The 15,160-nt window shown below is 53.8% G+C and carries 18 protein-coding genes and 2 pseudogenes; 9 read left to right on the top strand and 11 right to left on the bottom strand.

The genetic code is table 11. The features are described from left to right. Together PFH44_RS17725 and PFH44_RS17730 are read left to right on the top strand one after the other, a co-directional pair. Positions 1 to 814, top strand: an 814-nt coding sequence (locus PFH44_RS17725) for a protein-tyrosine phosphatase family protein (RefSeq protein WP_463671557.1), incomplete at its 5' end; no start/stop codon positions are given. Continuing rightward, positions 804 to 1,817, top strand: coding sequence for a LacI family DNA-binding transcriptional regulator (locus PFH44_RS17730; RefSeq protein WP_045858285.1), 1,014 nt, complete (start codon positions 804 to 806; stop codon positions 1,815 to 1,817). The genes PFH44_RS17725 and PFH44_RS17730, both read left to right, overlap by 11 nt. Before the next feature lie 323 nt (positions 1,818 to 2,140). On the opposite strand, the gene PFH44_RS17735 is transcribed toward PFH44_RS17730, so the two are convergent. From PFH44_RS17735 to PFH44_RS17745, 3 genes are all read right to left on the bottom strand, one after another. Continuing rightward, positions 2,141 to 2,422 (bottom strand): hypothetical protein, encoded by a 282-nt coding sequence (locus PFH44_RS17735; RefSeq protein ID WP_283825693.1) that lies wholly within the window; start codon positions 2,420 to 2,422, stop codon positions 2,141 to 2,143. Positions 2,423 to 2,757: 335 nt separating this feature from the next. Then, a complete protein-coding gene (locus tag PFH44_RS17740; protein WP_283825694.1) occupies positions 2,758 to 4,149 on the bottom strand; it encodes a M24 family metallopeptidase in 1,392 nt (463 codons plus the stop codon). A 14-nt stretch (positions 4,150 to 4,163) separates the two neighbouring features. Further along, positions 4,164 to 4,925, bottom strand: coding sequence for a DeoR/GlpR family DNA-binding transcription regulator (locus PFH44_RS17745; protein ID WP_283825695.1), 762 nt, complete (start codon positions 4,923 to 4,925; stop codon positions 4,164 to 4,166). Positions 4,926 to 5,172: 247 nt separating this feature from the next. Between PFH44_RS17745 and PFH44_RS17750 the strand changes: the two genes are divergently transcribed. Then, a complete protein-coding gene (locus PFH44_RS17750) occupies positions 5,173 to 5,388 on the top strand; it encodes a DUF6500 family protein (protein ID WP_283825696.1) in 216 nt (71 codons plus the stop codon). Positions 5,389 to 5,438: 50 nt separating this feature from the next. Here the strand turns inward: PFH44_RS17750 and PFH44_RS17755 are convergent, their stop codons facing one another. Next, entirely contained in the window at positions 5,439 to 5,987 is a 549-nt protein-coding gene (locus tag PFH44_RS17755; RefSeq protein ID WP_283825697.1) for a GNAT family N-acetyltransferase, read from the bottom strand. Between the two features lie 234 nt (positions 5,988 to 6,221). Here PFH44_RS17755 and PFH44_RS17760 point away from each other — a divergent pair, with 234 nt between their 5' ends. Then, positions 6,222 to 6,455 carry a DUF6434 domain-containing protein gene (locus tag PFH44_RS17760; protein WP_283825698.1) on the top strand — a complete coding sequence of 78 codons (234 nt, stop codon included), beginning with the start codon at positions 6,222 to 6,224 and terminating at the stop codon, positions 6,453 to 6,455. A 44-nt stretch (positions 6,456 to 6,499) separates the two neighbouring features. Here PFH44_RS17760 and PFH44_RS17765 read toward each other — a convergent pair. Further along, positions 6,500 to 6,742: pseudogene (locus tag PFH44_RS17765) on the bottom strand (type II toxin-antitoxin system RelE/ParE family toxin); the annotation flags it as partial. On the opposite strand from PFH44_RS17765, the gene PFH44_RS17770 reads away from it, so the two are divergent. Then, positions 6,735 to 7,217 (top strand): glutathione peroxidase, encoded by a 483-nt coding sequence (locus PFH44_RS17770; protein WP_283825699.1) that lies wholly within the window; start codon positions 6,735 to 6,737, stop codon positions 7,215 to 7,217. The pseudogene PFH44_RS17765 and the gene PFH44_RS17770 sit on opposite strands and share 8 nt — an antisense overlap. Positions 7,218 to 7,265: 48 nt before the next feature. Here the strand turns inward: PFH44_RS17770 and PFH44_RS28125 are convergent. The 3 genes and pseudogenes from PFH44_RS28125 to PFH44_RS17780 all read right to left on the bottom strand — a co-directional run. Continuing rightward, positions 7,266 to 7,394 (bottom strand): annotated as a pseudogene (locus PFH44_RS28125) (hypothetical protein); the annotation flags it as partial. 33 nt (positions 7,395 to 7,427) lie between these two features. Further along, complete coding sequence (locus PFH44_RS17775) at positions 7,428 to 7,721, bottom strand: hypothetical protein (RefSeq protein WP_283825700.1); 294 nt, start codon at positions 7,719 to 7,721, stop codon at positions 7,428 to 7,430. A gap of 20 nt (positions 7,722 to 7,741) precedes the next feature. Then, the gene (locus tag PFH44_RS17780; RefSeq protein WP_283825701.1) at positions 7,742 to 8,134 is read right to left on the bottom strand and encodes a TonB family protein; all 393 of its coding nucleotides are present in this window, start codon (positions 8,132 to 8,134) and stop codon (positions 7,742 to 7,744) included. A 104-nt stretch (positions 8,135 to 8,238) separates the two neighbouring features. Here PFH44_RS17780 and PFH44_RS17785 point away from each other — a divergent pair, with 104 nt between their 5' ends. Beyond that, positions 8,239 to 9,501, top strand: a complete 1,263-nt coding sequence (locus PFH44_RS17785) for a colicin-like pore-forming protein (RefSeq protein WP_283825702.1) — start codon at positions 8,239 to 8,241, stop codon at positions 9,499 to 9,501. A 69-nt stretch (positions 9,502 to 9,570) separates the two neighbouring features. On the opposite strand, the gene PFH44_RS17790 is transcribed toward PFH44_RS17785, so the two are convergent. Further along, entirely contained in the window at positions 9,571 to 10,470 is a 900-nt protein-coding gene (locus tag PFH44_RS17790) for a LysR family transcriptional regulator (protein ID WP_283825703.1), read from the bottom strand. Positions 10,471 to 10,613: 143 nt separating this feature from the next. Here PFH44_RS17790 and PFH44_RS17795 point away from each other — a divergent pair, with 143 nt between their 5' ends. Beyond that, positions 10,614 to 11,543, top strand: coding sequence for an aromatic alcohol reductase (locus PFH44_RS17795; protein WP_283825704.1), 930 nt, complete (start codon positions 10,614 to 10,616; stop codon positions 11,541 to 11,543). 210 nt (positions 11,544 to 11,753) lie between these two features. Here PFH44_RS17795 and pdxR read toward each other — a convergent pair whose 3' ends face one another. Continuing rightward, the gene (gene pdxR, locus PFH44_RS17800; protein ID WP_283825705.1) at positions 11,754 to 13,223 is read right to left on the bottom strand and encodes a MocR-like pyridoxine biosynthesis transcription factor PdxR; all 1,470 of its coding nucleotides are present in this window, start codon (positions 13,221 to 13,223) and stop codon (positions 11,754 to 11,756) included. 146 nt (positions 13,224 to 13,369) lie between these two features. On the opposite strand from pdxR, the gene PFH44_RS17805 reads away from it, so the two are divergent. Continuing rightward, positions 13,370 to 13,831 (top strand): GNAT family N-acetyltransferase, encoded by a 462-nt coding sequence (locus tag PFH44_RS17805; protein ID WP_283825708.1) that lies wholly within the window; start codon positions 13,370 to 13,372, stop codon positions 13,829 to 13,831. Between the two features lie 130 nt (positions 13,832 to 13,961). Here PFH44_RS17805 and PFH44_RS17810 read toward each other — a convergent pair whose 3' ends face one another. Beyond that, the gene (locus tag PFH44_RS17810) at positions 13,962 to 14,573 is read right to left on the bottom strand and encodes a glutathione S-transferase (protein WP_283825706.1); all 612 of its coding nucleotides are present in this window, start codon (positions 14,571 to 14,573) and stop codon (positions 13,962 to 13,964) included. Positions 14,574 to 14,887: 314 nt separating this feature from the next. Here PFH44_RS17810 and PFH44_RS17815 point away from each other — a divergent pair. Beyond that, the coding region (locus PFH44_RS17815; protein ID WP_283825707.1) for a BLUF domain-containing protein at positions 14,888 to 15,160 on the top strand (273 nt) is incomplete at its 3' end.

The raw sequence follows: 15,160 nt of genomic DNA on the forward strand, positions 1-15,160 counted from the left end.
TATGAACGCCTGGGACTGCCTGGCCGGGCTGCTGCTGGTGCGTGAAGCAGGCGGCCAGACCGGTAATCTTCCCGATAACGCCGAGGCCATTTTCCGCGGTATTCCCGTGCTGGCCGCCGCGCCGGGCATTGCTGACAAACTGTCCCGTGCGACGGGTATTCCGCTCGCCGTCGCGCCGCTGCCTGCGGCGGCCGAAAAGTCGCCGACGGTGCACTATCCTCGCCCGCCAGTCAGCCTGATCGCGGAAGATTTTCCCGGCTGGGGGATGAATATCTATATAGGTGATTCCAAAGGCGTGAGCGACATGGCGCAGCTGGCAGATCATGATATCGGCATCGTCATTAACTGTGCGGTAAATCTCGATATCGACTGGGTCACGATGCCGGAACCCGGCGTGGCGGCGCACCAGCTCTCCCACGGTTCGGGCCCGGTTCGCTACTATAAGCTCGGGCTTGTCGACGGCGACGGCAACGCGCCGGAGATGCTCCACGCGGGTTATCAGCTAATGCGTTCGGCGCTGCTACAGCAGATCCCGGACAAGGCCTCTTATCGCAACCGTAAACGGGGCAATATTCTCGTCAACTGTCGCGGCGGCCGCAGCCGCTCGGTGGCGCTGGTGGCGCTATTTATGCACCTGGAGTGCCCGGAACGTTTCCCCACTCTCGACGACGCCATTGCCCTGATCCGCGATAAGCGCCAGCTCCATCCGCAAGAGTGGTATGAAACGCCGAAGCCGTCGCTAACCCGCCTGGCCGAGTATGCCATTATACGTGAACGAGCCATCGCCACAGCGGAACAGCACCATGAGCAATAGCCGGCAAAGTAAAAATTCTGGTTTCGCCAGCGCCACCGAGGTGGCGCGCCTGGCGGGCGTCTCCCGGTCCGCGGTGTCGCGCACGTTTACGCCAGGCAGAAGCGTGTCCGACGAAACCCGGAGCAAGGTGCTCGCGGCCGCAGAGGCGCTGAACTATCACGTCAATCACCTGGCGCGCGGCCTTTCCAAAGAGGCCAGCCGCCCGGTTTGTATTCTCGGCGGCAACCTTTCCTCCCCTTATCAATCGCGTCTGCTCGAACATCTGACCCTGCGCCTGCACAAGGCCGGGCGCGCGGTGATGGTGATCAACACCGATGACGGTGAAGCCAGCGCAAAAGAGGCGTTGCAGAAAACGCTGAACTATCGTTCTACCGCGACTATCGTGCTGTCGGGCAAGCCGCCCGTCTCGCTGATTGAGCGCTGCCTGCAAAGCGGGCAGCAGGTGATTCTGATCAACCGCCTGGGCCAGTTTCCTCATGCGGAAAATATCGATCTCGATTACAGCTCAATTATGAAGGAAGCCTTTAATCATCTGATAACGGCGGGATGTCAGCGCCTGGCGATTGTCTCCTCCGCCGCCCGCTCACCGAGTATGGTGGTTCGTGAAACCCGCTTTCTTGAGGCTGCCGAAGAGGCCGGTAGCGAAGTGACGTTAATCCGCCCCGGCAATACCAGCTACCAGACGGGAGTCCTCGCCGCGCGTGAACTGTTAAACCAGGAAAACCGCCCCGACGGCATATTCTGCGTCACCGACCTTATTGCCTGTGGCTTTATTGACGCCGCTCGCCACGAGTTTGGTCTGAATATTCCGCAAGATATCTGCGTTATCGGCTTCGATGATATCGAGCAGGCCAGCTGGCTGGGCTATCAGCTCACCACCTTCGCACAGCCGCTGGCCGAGATGGCGGAAGCCGCCTGTGAACGGCTGCTCTCTCCCTGCGTGAAAAAAACGGGGAGCCAGCTTTTTGATGCGCGCCTGGTAAGACGTAAAACGCTGCGCTAGCGCCGTCGGATTACTCCGGTCAAAACGCCTGGATAAGTACTATTTCCGCTCTTTACTCAAAGCGGATATCCCCGAGCACGTCCACTTAGTGCCAGGAGTAGACGTTATTGGCGTCGTATCATGTTATTAACCGTGAGCAGTTCATGGGGTATGTGGTTCGCGCAATGAGGGAGTGGTCTAACTGGCGTGCCGCAGGCCTTTTCCCCCAAAGCTTCGGGATACCAGTGCTGCGCAGCTGGCTGACTATGAGCTGATCCTGCGTGGCATTCACTGAGACGCGCTGAACGAAGACCTGTCACTTGCAGCTTGATGAGCCTGAAAGATCAGTTGGCTTCGCCCTGCAGTCGGTGCCGATAATGTTTCAGGACAACGTGTGTAACGATCTGGCCGTAAATGAAGCCACCCAGCCCAGCAATTATTACGGTGCCGGCCATGCCGCCTAAGTGCGCTCCCGCGCCGCTGAAGGCCCCGCAGAGGACGAGGCCGCCCCAGGTCTGCCAGTGCCGGAAGGCCGATTTATACGCATTCCGCCACCGTCTTCCGCGCTCCCGAAAAGATAAGTCTTTTAGTTCGCTAATACTTTTTAGGGTCCAGTAGATTTTCACGGTGTTTTCCTTGTTCCGTTGCCTAAGCCAAGGAAAACATAAAACGCCGGCCCAGGAAAGGATTACACAATGTCAGCTTTTCGCTCAAATCAGCTGTCAGCCTCGGGCTCTGTCTCACCGGCAGCACAGCGAGACCGCCCCTGAAGCAAAGCTCCGCAGCCTGACAATCGACCGGTATCTTCATTCGGGGCACGCTGGACGAAAAAAAACCCGCAGAGATATGGCGGGCTGATTCAACTGTGCAAAATCCATTTAATGCAAACAACATCACAATAACCGGGCGTTATTATATGACTTCCGTCACAAAAGCGCGCCTCCCCGTTTGGGGGGAGACGTTATTGAACGGCAAACGCCTTATCTTTCGCCAGCAAGAACGGCCGCAGATACGCCACCGTATTTGATAGCGGGATCGCCTCATCCGCAATATTAATATGAAGTACATTGCGGATATACTCGCGACGAGCGGCGATACGTGCCCACAGTTCAGGATAAGATGCCTGGATTTTTTTCTGCAGCGCGGCGTCTGCTAGCGCCACGCTCTCCTCTGCGCTGACCCCGGTATAGCCCGCGACAGAGGGAATAATATCGATCTGCATAATCATCCCACTCTTCAGCGTTTCCTCCGAATGACGGTAGACGGGAGAGGACATCCACTCCTCATCAGCGCTGAGGTGACCCGGATTGAGGTGCCAGCCGTATTTTGCTTTCGGCAGAACTGACTCAACCAGATCGTACAATTCGCCGCCGGGCATCCCTGTTTTGATGTTTTCCAGCCAGCTGACGACTGCCGCAAAATACGGTTTTGCCACACGATCCAGATAATCTTTCTGATTTTCAGGGAGCTCGCTCTCGTCTGCGATCACGAAGCCGGTGCGGCTGGATAGCCCGCCCTTAAAGCCGGTGGTCAGTGAAAGAGGATTGCCGCGCTCCACTTTTTTATATGTCGGGTAGAAGTTCGCTTTTTCAAAACGTTGACCGGCTGCTGCAATGGTCACAACGGTTTGATACTGCCCTTCTGCGGCCAGCAGCGCGCCGAGTTCGGTTTCACGAATACCCGGCTCTACCGCGTTCATGGCATCCAGAATAGCGTTGGAAGCCAGATTGGCGCCGTACTCATAGTGGGCAATTTCGTTGTCATTATTTGTGCTTCGGGCACCTTTATCGCCGCGAATAAACAGATGGGCGGCATTTTCGAGAACCACGTTTGGAGCGGTGCTGTTTTTAACAGCCTCAACGATAAAGTAAGGCAGGTCGAAATAGGCCTTATTATCGGCCAGAGTAGATGTGAACATTTTCCAGCCGACCAGGCCAACTTTAGACCGGATGTGCAAGCCCGACTCAATGAACAGCGCTTCGAGCGACTTTTCATTATCCATTGGCTGATTAGGCAGAGAGAAATATGGACAATGTTTCAGGGTGACCGGAATACGGCAATAGTTAGCCATTTTCAGGTTCTCATTTCCCAGAATAACCGTTGCGCTACCTGATTTTTCGAGGATCAGCAGGCCCTCCTCAAACCGAGGAACAAACCCTGTCAGGTACTCAAAGTTACCCCCGTGCTCTTTATCCGCATAGATAACGAGCGTATCGAAACCTTCCTCATTCATTCTCGCCAGAACTTTATTTTTTCGTTCAAGCATAGTTGCGTCGCTTAAAAATACAGGCGCGACATCAGTGAATTTACGCGGGGGCTCGGCAGTTTGCAGCTGGATATCTTTAGGGTACATAATTTACCTCACAATCAAGTAGCAGTCAGAATCAGTTCAACGTCGCTTTCCTGCAACGCCTGAATAAAACTGTCGTCAGGACGTATATCCGTAATAAGGCAATCAATCAGAGACAGGTCGCACACCTTGAAAAAGCCTGTGGTATTAATTTTGCTGTTATCTGCCAGGGCTATGACCCTGGTTCCCTGCATGACCATCTGCCTTTTCACCAGGCCTTCTTCTTCGGTATGAATGAAAACGCCTTTGTCAGAAATGGCGAAAATTCCCAGCAAAACATAGTCAACGTGATATTCAGCTAATTTCTGAATGGTTTCACTGCCGAACAAAAAAAGCTGCTCTTTGTGCAGTTTCCCAGGCAAAAGCTTCACATCGGTTGTGGCGTTTTTAGCCAGCCTGTTGGCATTGGTTAAAGAGTTAGTTATTGCCAGGATGTGTTTATCAGCAAGTTGAGGGATAACGGCTTCAACCGTGGTTGACGCATCAAAGATGACGCTGGCGTTGTCCTGGATTAACTCCGCTGCTTTTTTAGCTATCTTTTCTTTAACCGGGTTAAGGGTTCCCGAGCGCTGGCTGTAATCAAAAATCAGGGCATCACGGCTGTTGATCACCGCCCCGCCATGAGTTCGCTTGATGACGTTGTCCTGTTCGAGCCTGATCAGGTCGCGCCTGATGGTGTCTTTAGACACCCCCATTCGCGAGACAAGTGTTTCTATCGAGACACTTTTGTTCTCCTGAATGATTTTTTTAATTTTGTTTAAACGATCTTCAATGAACATCGCTACCTCCTCGATGCAAACAGACTGGCACGATCTGCATTACTTTGCAATTTTTAGATCAAAATAGCACCACTTAATGCAAAACAATGCATTTCGATGCGGAAAATTTCTATTCAACTCTGTCATGACCTGAGTCTACGCGCCGCGGCGACAGCCGGCGCTGGTTGAATGCGGTGTCCGTATCGCCTGCCGCGTCGGCGGATGTTATTTTAATAGTCTTAGGTCTGACGAATAAAAAGGAGAGCACGTGCGGGCAGCAATGAAGGAAAAAATCATCACCACCTGTGAGGCAAAAATCGTGGCTAAGGGCAGTAACGTGGGGCTTTCGTTCTACGCTTTTTTTGCCAATAAAAATAATGACCCTGAGCTGCTGATGGAGGTTGCGCACTGGTGGATCATGGAGATGAAGCTGGACCATTTTGAAAAGGCAGAAAAGATAAAAGCCCTCGTTTTAGATATGTGACGAAAGGTTCGGGCTGCTGCTCACGTGTATTAGCTTACGGCTGAGGCCGCTCAGCCTCGGCTCTGACGGTTCCATTCCTCTCTGGTTATTTCCCATAATTCGGAGTCCAGCCCCCCTTCTATATACTGTTTCTTACCGGTTTGAATCAGGCGCATCCCGGCATTCAGGGATATTTTTTTAGAGGCGTCGTTTCCGCTCGCCTTCGGCGCTCGCAGGACCTCCCGGTTAAGAGAGTTAAACCAGAAATTCGTCACGATACGGCAGGCTTCGGTCATATAGCCCCGGCGTTGCCACTCCGGCACCAGCCAGAACCCGCGATTGTTGTCCTGCTCGTCCGAGAGGCATATATGCCCAATAATGACCGCCGGCTCTTCCTTGCGCCTGATTGTCCAGTACCAGGCCGTGCCTTTTTCCGAGGCCGGCAGCGCAATCTGGTTAACATAACGGCTGGCGCCGTCCTGCGGAAAAGGCCACGGAAAGCCGGCGGCAAGATAACGAACAATCTCCCATTGCGGAAATATTTGCTGAATCTGGAGGGCATCTTCGGCCTGAAGCGGTAGAAGATAAAGACGTGAAGTTTCCAGCTTAGGCGTTTTCATATGTCATCCATAAACGGTTAATAGCATCATGCCCATTACGGGGAAATTTTCATTCTGTTTTTGCGTTTCTCACCGATTCTTTGCGCAGCCATTCACCGCGCGCTTTAATTACGGCGGCGTCAGATATTCCTTAGAGGCCGTCTCTACGCGAGAAGCGGATATTCAATATTGCCGCCGGTTGAGTTAAGTTGTAGCACGGCGTCTTAGCGATGGCTAACCACGGGAGCGGGAAAGATGAAAATTGACTGGCATAGTGCGTTACTCACGCGTAATACCGTTATTGATAAAGAGTACAAGAATACGCAAAACGTCCGCCGCTTTATGCTCAAGGAGTGTGGGGAGGATTTTCGGTTTGACCGTGAATTCATGGCATGGATCCGTAACGATGTCGCCAAAAGTTTGGGCGACGTTGTTGATGAGTGGAAGCGCAGGCAGCGACGCCCGAAAGAGAGAGCCTCTCTCCGCTGACGGAGTAGTTTCAGATCAGCTTTGCGGTGCCGCTTTTGCTCATCGTAGTAATTCTCATGCGTGCCCAAACTCAGGAGGTAGATTTCCAGTTTCTGGTCCAGCCATTTGTAGCCGAGCAGGTATTGTTGCTTCCCCATGTAAAACTTATGCACCCAAAGTTCGTATAATGGCGTATTAATCAATGGCAGCAGGATCAATAACAACCCACGCCATGAGCCCCTGCGGCAGCGCGCTGCATGGCAATGGCGACGTCGAACGCGTTCTGCTATGAGGATTCCGATGACCACTTTTTATCAACTGACTGCCACCAGCCTGCGTGGTCAGCTCATCTCTATGGCCGACTACGCTGGCAAGCTGGTTCTGGTGGTGAATACCGCCAGCCATTGCGGCTTTACCCCGCAATACGCAGGCCTTGAAGCGCTCTATAAGAAGTACGCCGCTCAAGGGCTGGTTGTGCTGGGTTTCCCCTGCAACCAGTTCGGTAAACAGGAACCCGGCGGCGCCGACGAAATCGCGCAGACCTGCCACATCAGCTACGGTGTGAGCTTCCCGATGTTCGAGAAGGTGGAGGTTAACGGCGCCGCAGCGCATCCGCTGTTTCGTTATCTGAAAAACGAATTACCCGGCATGCCGGGCCAGCGAATCAAGTGGAACTTTACTAAGTTCCTGATCGGACGTGACGGTAAACCGCTCAGGCGTTTTGCTCCGTTCACCACCCCGGAGAAAATGGAAGCCGCAATCCGTGCGGCACTTGAAGTCTAAGGTCAGGATAGAACAGAACAAGCGCTTACCCGGTCCCCGGCATCAGATCAATATTGGCAAAATCAGCTGTTCCCCGTTTCGATAGCCGGGCGGATTAACGGCATGGACAATTACGCTACGCTCAGACGCGGCAGACGCGGCAGACGCGGCAGACGCGACCTGCTCTGCGCTCAGCGCCGGGTTTTGTCATGGGATATTCCCGCCCGACAATTAATGCGATTTCAACCTGGCTATGGCATAGATTATACACAGGGGCAGGGTCAGAATCAGAATGCCCCCCCCCAAAAGAAGCTCCCCGGGGAGTTGTAAAGAGTTAGCCCCTTCCGCCCAGTGTTTATCTGACACCTTGCGGAGAAATACGCTTTCGAATGTTATTCGCGCAAAGGGGAACAATGAAACATAAAAAGCCGCCGGGATAAGCAGAAGCGGATTAACACCATCCTGTTCAAACCAGTACAGGGTAAAAAGACCCAAAAATATCAGTCCCATATCAATATGGTTCATATAGTATCTACGCGACATTTTCAAAATGAAACCCTTGCTTCTTTATAGAGAGTACATTGGCCATTTGATTGCTGGATGCAGGGACCTGAAGGCGGGCGAAGATCACCTGTAGGGTTGAAGCGGATCACCAGAGGTATTCCTCTGCGTTGGTTGCCTTTCTCAAACCTCCATCTCTTAACAGCACCTATAACGGTATCCTCAAAGTATCCCGGCGGGTTTGATTCAATAACCCTAATGTTACTAACACTCCCGTCACTATTAACATCATATTTGATCTTAACATAGCCGGCTGCCCCCTCTTCGTAAGCCTTTACCGGGTAATCCGGGACCGGTCGCTCAATAGCGACAGGATTCGGTTGATTAGAGCAGGCTGAAAGGAACAGAACCAGCAAAAGAGGCCATTTTTTTATCATTACTCCTCCTTAATGAAATTTGCATTGATAATGATTATCATTTAGATTTCCATTTGAGCGCATGTAATTATAATTGTCACTAACTTTCTTAAAAGGATTACGAAATGGCATATTCTGAGAGCGAATTAATAGCCGCGGGTTACTTTAAAAATCATAATGGTGACTGGCAACGCGGTTGGATCAACGATGCGGATACTGTGTTTCAAATAGAGTCCCCGATAGGCGGTGAACTGAAAAGGTCGTCCCTGGACGCAGGGTCAAAAATTACTGCTGTTAGTGCAACTTTAGATGCATGGCACGCTGGCGCTGCATTCCCTGCGCCCACCAGTCCGCAGGAAGTCCGTGGCTTCCACGAACAGGAACTCTCCATTCAGATAGGTGAGGCTCTCCAGGAACAAAAAATCCAGTTAGAAAAACTGACGCAGGCACAAAACAACCGTACAGTTGCAGAGGTTAATCTTTATAAGGTTAATACAAAAATACCGATTGATTACGCCAAAGCGCAATTGGCACTACAACAGGCGACACTTAACGAAATGAAAGCGAACGTGGACGCTCTCAAAGCTAACCGTTTAGTCATAGAGAAAGATAAAATCTACAACAGTTCTAAAATCTGGTGGCCTACCTCGACTTCAGAAGCAGCAGCAGGGCAGGTTTATGTCGATGGTAAACAAAAAGAGATGGATGAGATCGATCAACAAATTGCTGGCTACCAAAAAATAATTGATGCTATCAACAATAATATCAGCCAAACGAATAAAGATATTCAGTCTATCAATAGTGGACTGATTCCTGATAAATATAAATATAGCCAGGAAACTCAAAAGACACTTGATGCTTTAAAAACAGTATCTGACCTTTATAAGAATATTACAGAACAGGCTGGAACTCTTGCGGGCAATACTGCTGCAAAATTAGCGTATCTTTCTGAAGGGAAAAAAATAAGAAATTATGAACAGGCTATTGCGGCCTGGAATAAATATCAGACTAAAATAACCCAGAAGTTCAGTGCTGTTGATCTGAAGGCAATAGAAAATTCTCTAAAATCTCTTACTCTGGCTGACATCGAGGCGAAGCTTGCCATATATAAGCGAGGCCTTGGCCTTACTTCATTCGCGATTGATGGAAATAACATTAGGCTGGAGATTCAGACATCTCTGCAAACTGGTAACTGGAATAATACATTCCTAAAAATAGAAACACTTCTTGCAGGTCTTCTTGCTGGTGAAGTTTTAGCCCTGATGTTTTCGTTTATCGCGTTAACACCATTAACTGCAGCCTCACTGGTGATTCTGTTGGGAATAGCAGGTGTGTTAATTAATGACGAACTTATGCAGGATTTGAATAACTTTATTGATTCGCTTTAGCTGTATTGCGATTTCACGCCCAACGTCCTCTTCAATAAATCTCAGCGCCAGATCCATGCCCGGGCTTAACTATTTGCCCGGGGCATTAAGAATCGATCTGCTCCATTCATAGAACGCGCGCACCGCCGGAGGGAGGTAGCGGTTCTGCGGGTAGACCAAAAACAGGGGTAAATCGAAGGAGAGTGTATTCAGGCAGGAGACCAGGGTTCCCTTTTTTAAATAGGGAGCAGCCAGATAGCTGGCCACTCTAATTAATCCAGCGCCCGCAAGACCGGCCTGTATATAGGCATCAGTATCATCGACGACCAGGGTTTCCCGCAGGCGAACCGCCCGCTCTTCGCCCTCCAGCGTAAATAACCACTCCGTGGTGCGCCCGGTTCGGTGATTAAGGAACCCCACCGCCCGGTGGTTCTCCAGACAGTCCAGCGATTCAGGCTTTCCATGCGCGGCGATATAGTTCGGCGAGGCCATCACCGCCCATGTAAACCTGGCGAGCGGGCGGGCAACCAGGGTCGTTGAGTCTTCGACCCTTCCCGCTCTGATCGCACAGTCATACCCTTCCTGAACCAGGTCCTCAATGCTATCGCTCGAGCAAAGGATCATCTCCAGCTCAGGGTAGCGGTCTAAAAACTCGTGTACCCTGGGGATAAAGCTGTGCCTTGCCAGAGACTGAGGCATCGCCACTTTAAAGCGCCCTCTCGGCTGGCCCGATCTCCCCGGAAAAGACGACTCCACGGTAGCGATATCGGCGAGGATCCTTTTGCACTCTTCGTAGTATCGGCGTCCGTCGGCCGTGACGCTCAGCTTCCGCGTGGTTCGCTGTAAAAGCTGAAGTCCCAGATAGGTTTCCATCTCCTTGATGACGCGAGAAACGGTCGATCGCGGCAGGCCCAACACCTCCGCTGCCCTGGCGAAACTGTGCGTATCCACCACGTGGACGTAGACCTGCATTGCATCCAGCTTATCCATCATTTCACCCTCGCCCTGACGTGCAACTATTCCATTTTTACTAACAGTTTAACCTGTATTCGTAGACTTATCGAATGACTCTCTCCTCAGTAAACTTGCCCTCAGTGCAGTAAATTCGCTGTTTAACAGGCTGAGGAATCAACATGCAAAATCGTAAACTCACTTCTCCAGAGAAAGTATTGGTGCTGGGAGCGGGACAACTGGGCGATGCCCTGCTCAGCGCGCTGGTGCCCGCCGTGGCGCAGCGTATGGGGTCAGTGACGGTCATCGTTTCCCCTGAGTCGCGGGATGCACAAGGCCGCCTGCGCTATGAGAGTCATCAAAAGCACGCGGCGGCGGGCGCTGAATTCATTTCGCTGGATATGGTCGTCGCCACGACGGACTCGCTGCGGGAAATATTCCTCGGGTATGACACCGTCATAAACTGCATGGGCTTTGTCGCCGGCGCCGGTACGCAGCTGAAGATCGCGCAGGCCGTTCTCGACGCGAAGGTGACGCGCTACTTCCCCTGGCAGTTCGGCGTTAACTATGACGTTGTCGGTAAAGGAAGCGGCCAGCCGGTATGGGATGAGCAGTACGATGTCAGAAGCCTGCTGCGCGGGCAAAAGGCAACCGAATGGGTCATTGTTTCAACCGGCATGTTTACCAGCTTTCTGTTTGAACCGGCGTTTAACGTGGTTAATCTCGCCGAAAAAACGGTTAACGCCCTCGGGAGCTGGGATACCCGGGTTACGGTCACCTCACCCGCCGATATTGGCCGCCTGACGACCGCCATCTATTTGCATCAGCCGCGTATCAGGAACGAGGTGGTGTTCGTTGCCGGTGAAACCCTCTCCTGGGCTGAGCTCGCTTCGACGGTAGAGCAGGTGACGCAGCAATCCTTCAGGAAGGACGTCTTAACCCTCCCCGCGCTGCTTGATGCGCTTCGTGCTGACCCCGACGATCGGATGCTTCGCTACCGTGCCGCGTTTGCGCAAGGAGTCGGCACGTGGTGGCCAATGAGCGAAACGTTTAATGCGAAAAGCAATATCGCCACCGAGGATGTTGCCGGCTGGCTGAAGGCATCAATTTGATTACCCGTCACTCGAGAGCCGCTGCCGACATTGAACATATGAGTGTCGGCTTTGTTTATCTCTCTCATTCTGCCATTTTGCGTATTTGCCAACGCGGTTACCGCCACCGACGATACGCTGGAACAGGCTGAACCGCCGCGTCCGGCCGCAACGCCGGTTCGGTGCAACGGCAGCGATAGCGCTTACCTTTTCCCCGCAGTTCGGCCAGCGTCACAGCGCCTGCGCAAGGCAGCGAACACCCTCCTCGAGCGTTGCGGGCGAATGGTTGGCAAAGCCCAGCAAAACCCCCTCCCGCGCCATCGGCCGCTGGCAGTAGCGGGCAAAGGTTTGGATCCCCATACCCAGCTCGCGGGCTCTCTCCACCACGTATTCTGCCGTCAGGCCGCCGTGCAGCCAGCACACCAGATGCACGCCGGAATCCGTCGGATGAACGGTCATTTTCTGCGGCAGATAGCGCTCAACGGCGGCGGCCAGCGCCAGCTTACGCTCATAGCAGGCTTTGCGGACCCGGCGAACGTGGCTGGCGTAGTGGCCTTCTGCGATAAAACGGGCCAGCACCGCCTGTTCAAGATAGCCGCTGCACAGATCGGAGAAGTATTTCGTCGTGGCAAACTGCTCGCGTAAATGACCGGGAACGACCAGGAAACCGAGGCGAAACTCCGGATACATCATCTTCGAGAACGTCCCGGCGTAAATGACCCGATTATGCTTATCCAGCCCCTGCAGGGCCTGCAATGAACGCGCGGCGTAGCGAAACTCGCTATTGTAATCGTCTTCGAAGATCCACGCCTGCCGGGATTCGGCCCACTCCAGCAGGGCCAGCCTGCGCGCGAGGCTAAGGGTTGCGCACAGCGGGAACTGGTGCGAGGGTGCGGTATAGGCCAGCCGCGCGTGAGGATAATGCGTCATTCCGTACTCAACGTCCATTCCCTGGCTATCGACCCTTACCGGCCTGACCGTTGCCCCTACCGAGGCAAAAGCGCCGCGGGCGCCGTTATAGCCGGGATCGTCGAGCCACACCTCATCTCCGCGCGAAAGCAGCGAGCGCGCGGTGATATCCAGCGCCTGCTGGATGCCGTTGACGATAATCACGCGATCCTCCGTACAGTTAACCCCTCGCGTCGACTGAATGTACTGACATATCACCCGCCGCAAAGGTTGATAACCATTGGGGCTGGCGTGAAGGCCAATCTCGCGGCGCGACTGCCGCCAGACTCTCCCCAGCAGGCGGCCCCAGAGATCGTAGGGGAAGAGATCGGTGCAGCCGACGCCCACGGCGAACAAGAGGTTTGCGCCGCCTCCGGCCTGGCTTTCTGACCACAGGGGACGCAGCGCGGTGACATCCGGATTAAGCGACCCGACCGACGGCGGACCCTCAACCTGCCAGCCACCCGCGCCGTCCGTATGGATAAGCCAGTCGGGGATATGCGTGACCACAAACGTCCCCGCCCCCTCCCGCGTGACCAGATAGCCCTCATCGCTCAGGCGCTCAAAGCCGGCAATAACCGAGTTACGCGAAATCCCCATCACTTCGGCCAACGCGCGGCTGGAGGGAATTTTTGCGCCCGCGCTCAGGCGACCGTCGAGAATAGCGCGGCGAATAGCATGATAGACCTGATCCTTGATGATCCCGCTCTCTAACAGCAGATCCTGAAACAGAGGAGAAACGGTTTTTTTCACAGGCGCCCACGTCCTTTTGGTAAAAGTGGATCCTATAAATATACAAAAAGCGTGACTTACCTGGAACCAAAAATCCCCCTAACATCACCGGCACAGAGACAATCGGGTCATAACACAAACAAGGAAAAGCGATGCACAGAGCAGCAATGACCGGCGTTCCGGACAATATTACCGTCGAGACCGTTGCCGAAAATGATTACCCGCAGTGGTTAGCGTTATGGAAAAACTATCAGACGTTTTATCGTGTCAATATTGCGGAAAGCACCACCCTGTTAACCTGGAACCGTTTCTTTAATCCCATCGAGCCGGTGTACTGCGCGGTGGCAAAAGAGAACGGAACCGTCGTCGGGCTGGTGCACTACCTGTTTCACCGTTCGACGTGGGCCGACACGGATTACTGCTATCTGGAGGACCTCTTTGTCAGCGCCGATGTGCGGGGCAAACAGATTGGTAAGCGGCTTATCGAGCACGTTCAGCGGCAGGCGAGAAAGCGGCACTGCGCCCACCTTTACTGGCATACGCATGAAACGAACCTGCGCGGGCAGCGGCTTTACGACTGGATCGCCAGCAAAAGCGGGATGATCGAATACCGTATGCCGCTGAGGTAGGCGGCGGCCTCTTCCCCGCCCTTCGCATAGCGCAGCGATAACGTCCGGCGGCAGTCGATGCCGACCCGCCGGGCCGGGAGTGAACGCCACGCCGCGTTCGCGGACAAAGAACGATACTCCGTCTCAGCGCTCAGCTCTGCGCGGGAAATTTCGCAAACAGCGGCAGCGCCTCAAGCTGCTGAGAGATCGCCTGCAGGCGCGGGTAGCCGCCGGCGCTGACCACCTCTGGAATCATCATCTGAATGAACCCCCACACCACGGCGCTGGTAATGGCGACCTGGTCCAGCCTGGCGTCGTTGATTTGACGATGCTGCAGCCCGGTCTCCCATGCGGCACAATCCGCCAGCAGCTGCCGGGTGACCCGGTCTATCCACGGCTGGTGCCTCTTCTCCTCCGGCCGCAGGCGATGCTCGTAGACGTGCTGCACCGCCTTCTCACTCGCCGCGAGCGCCAGCCCGAGCAGGCGGCTATCCTCCGCCAGCGCCGCAATATCCGCGGGCAAAAGCTTAGCGGCGACATCCGCCTGCGCTTCCAGATAGTGCAATATCAGAGTGGAATCCATTAACACCGTGCCATCATCCAGCAGCAGGGTTGGGGCTTTCACCGCCGGATTAAGCTCGGCAAAGGCCGCATAGTCGCTAAACACCGACAGCGGCCGGTGTTCAAAAGCCACGCCGTAAGCCGCCAGCGATATTGCTACGCGCCGCACATAGGGTGAATCCAGCATGCCGATCAGTTTCATGACCACTCCTCGTTAATTTGTGGATGCTAAGCTTATTACGCTCGCGCAGGCACGCTTTATGCACCGGCGGACGAGCAGGCTGAGAGAGTTTTCCTCAAACGCCCGTCAAAACTAAGATAAACATGGAATAGCGCGCCGTTCAGGGTAAAGTAAGCGACTCTCAGCGTGATAGCGACATTCGAAAAGACCGGCGTCACGCCCTGATAATTGGCAAAGGCATGAACACCGTACCCGCTTAGGTCAGAGGACCTCGGGCCAGGAATTATTCCCTCGCGCAGACTGGCACCCATTAGTCCGATCCAACAAGGAAATATATGCTGACCACACTGATCTACCGGAGTCAGTTAGCTCCCACCTGGCAGCCGACCGGCCTGGGCACTCTCGTCAGCCGGGCACGACAGAAAAACACAAACCTCCACGTCACGGGTATCCTGATTTTTAGTGGGGCCCAGTTTTTTCAGGTCCTGGAGGGCGATGAGCAGGTGGTCGATGCGCTATTCAGCCAGATCCGCAACGACCCGCGCCACACCGACGTGGTGGAGCTGATGCGCGATTACTCTGCCTACCGGCGGATTTCCCATTTCCGT

Origin of the sequence: Klebsiella sp. Ech2A, from assembly GCF_030078455.1 — a bacterium.
Taxonomy (GTDB): Bacteria; Pseudomonadota; Gammaproteobacteria; order Enterobacterales; family Enterobacteriaceae; genus Klebsiella; species Klebsiella terrigena.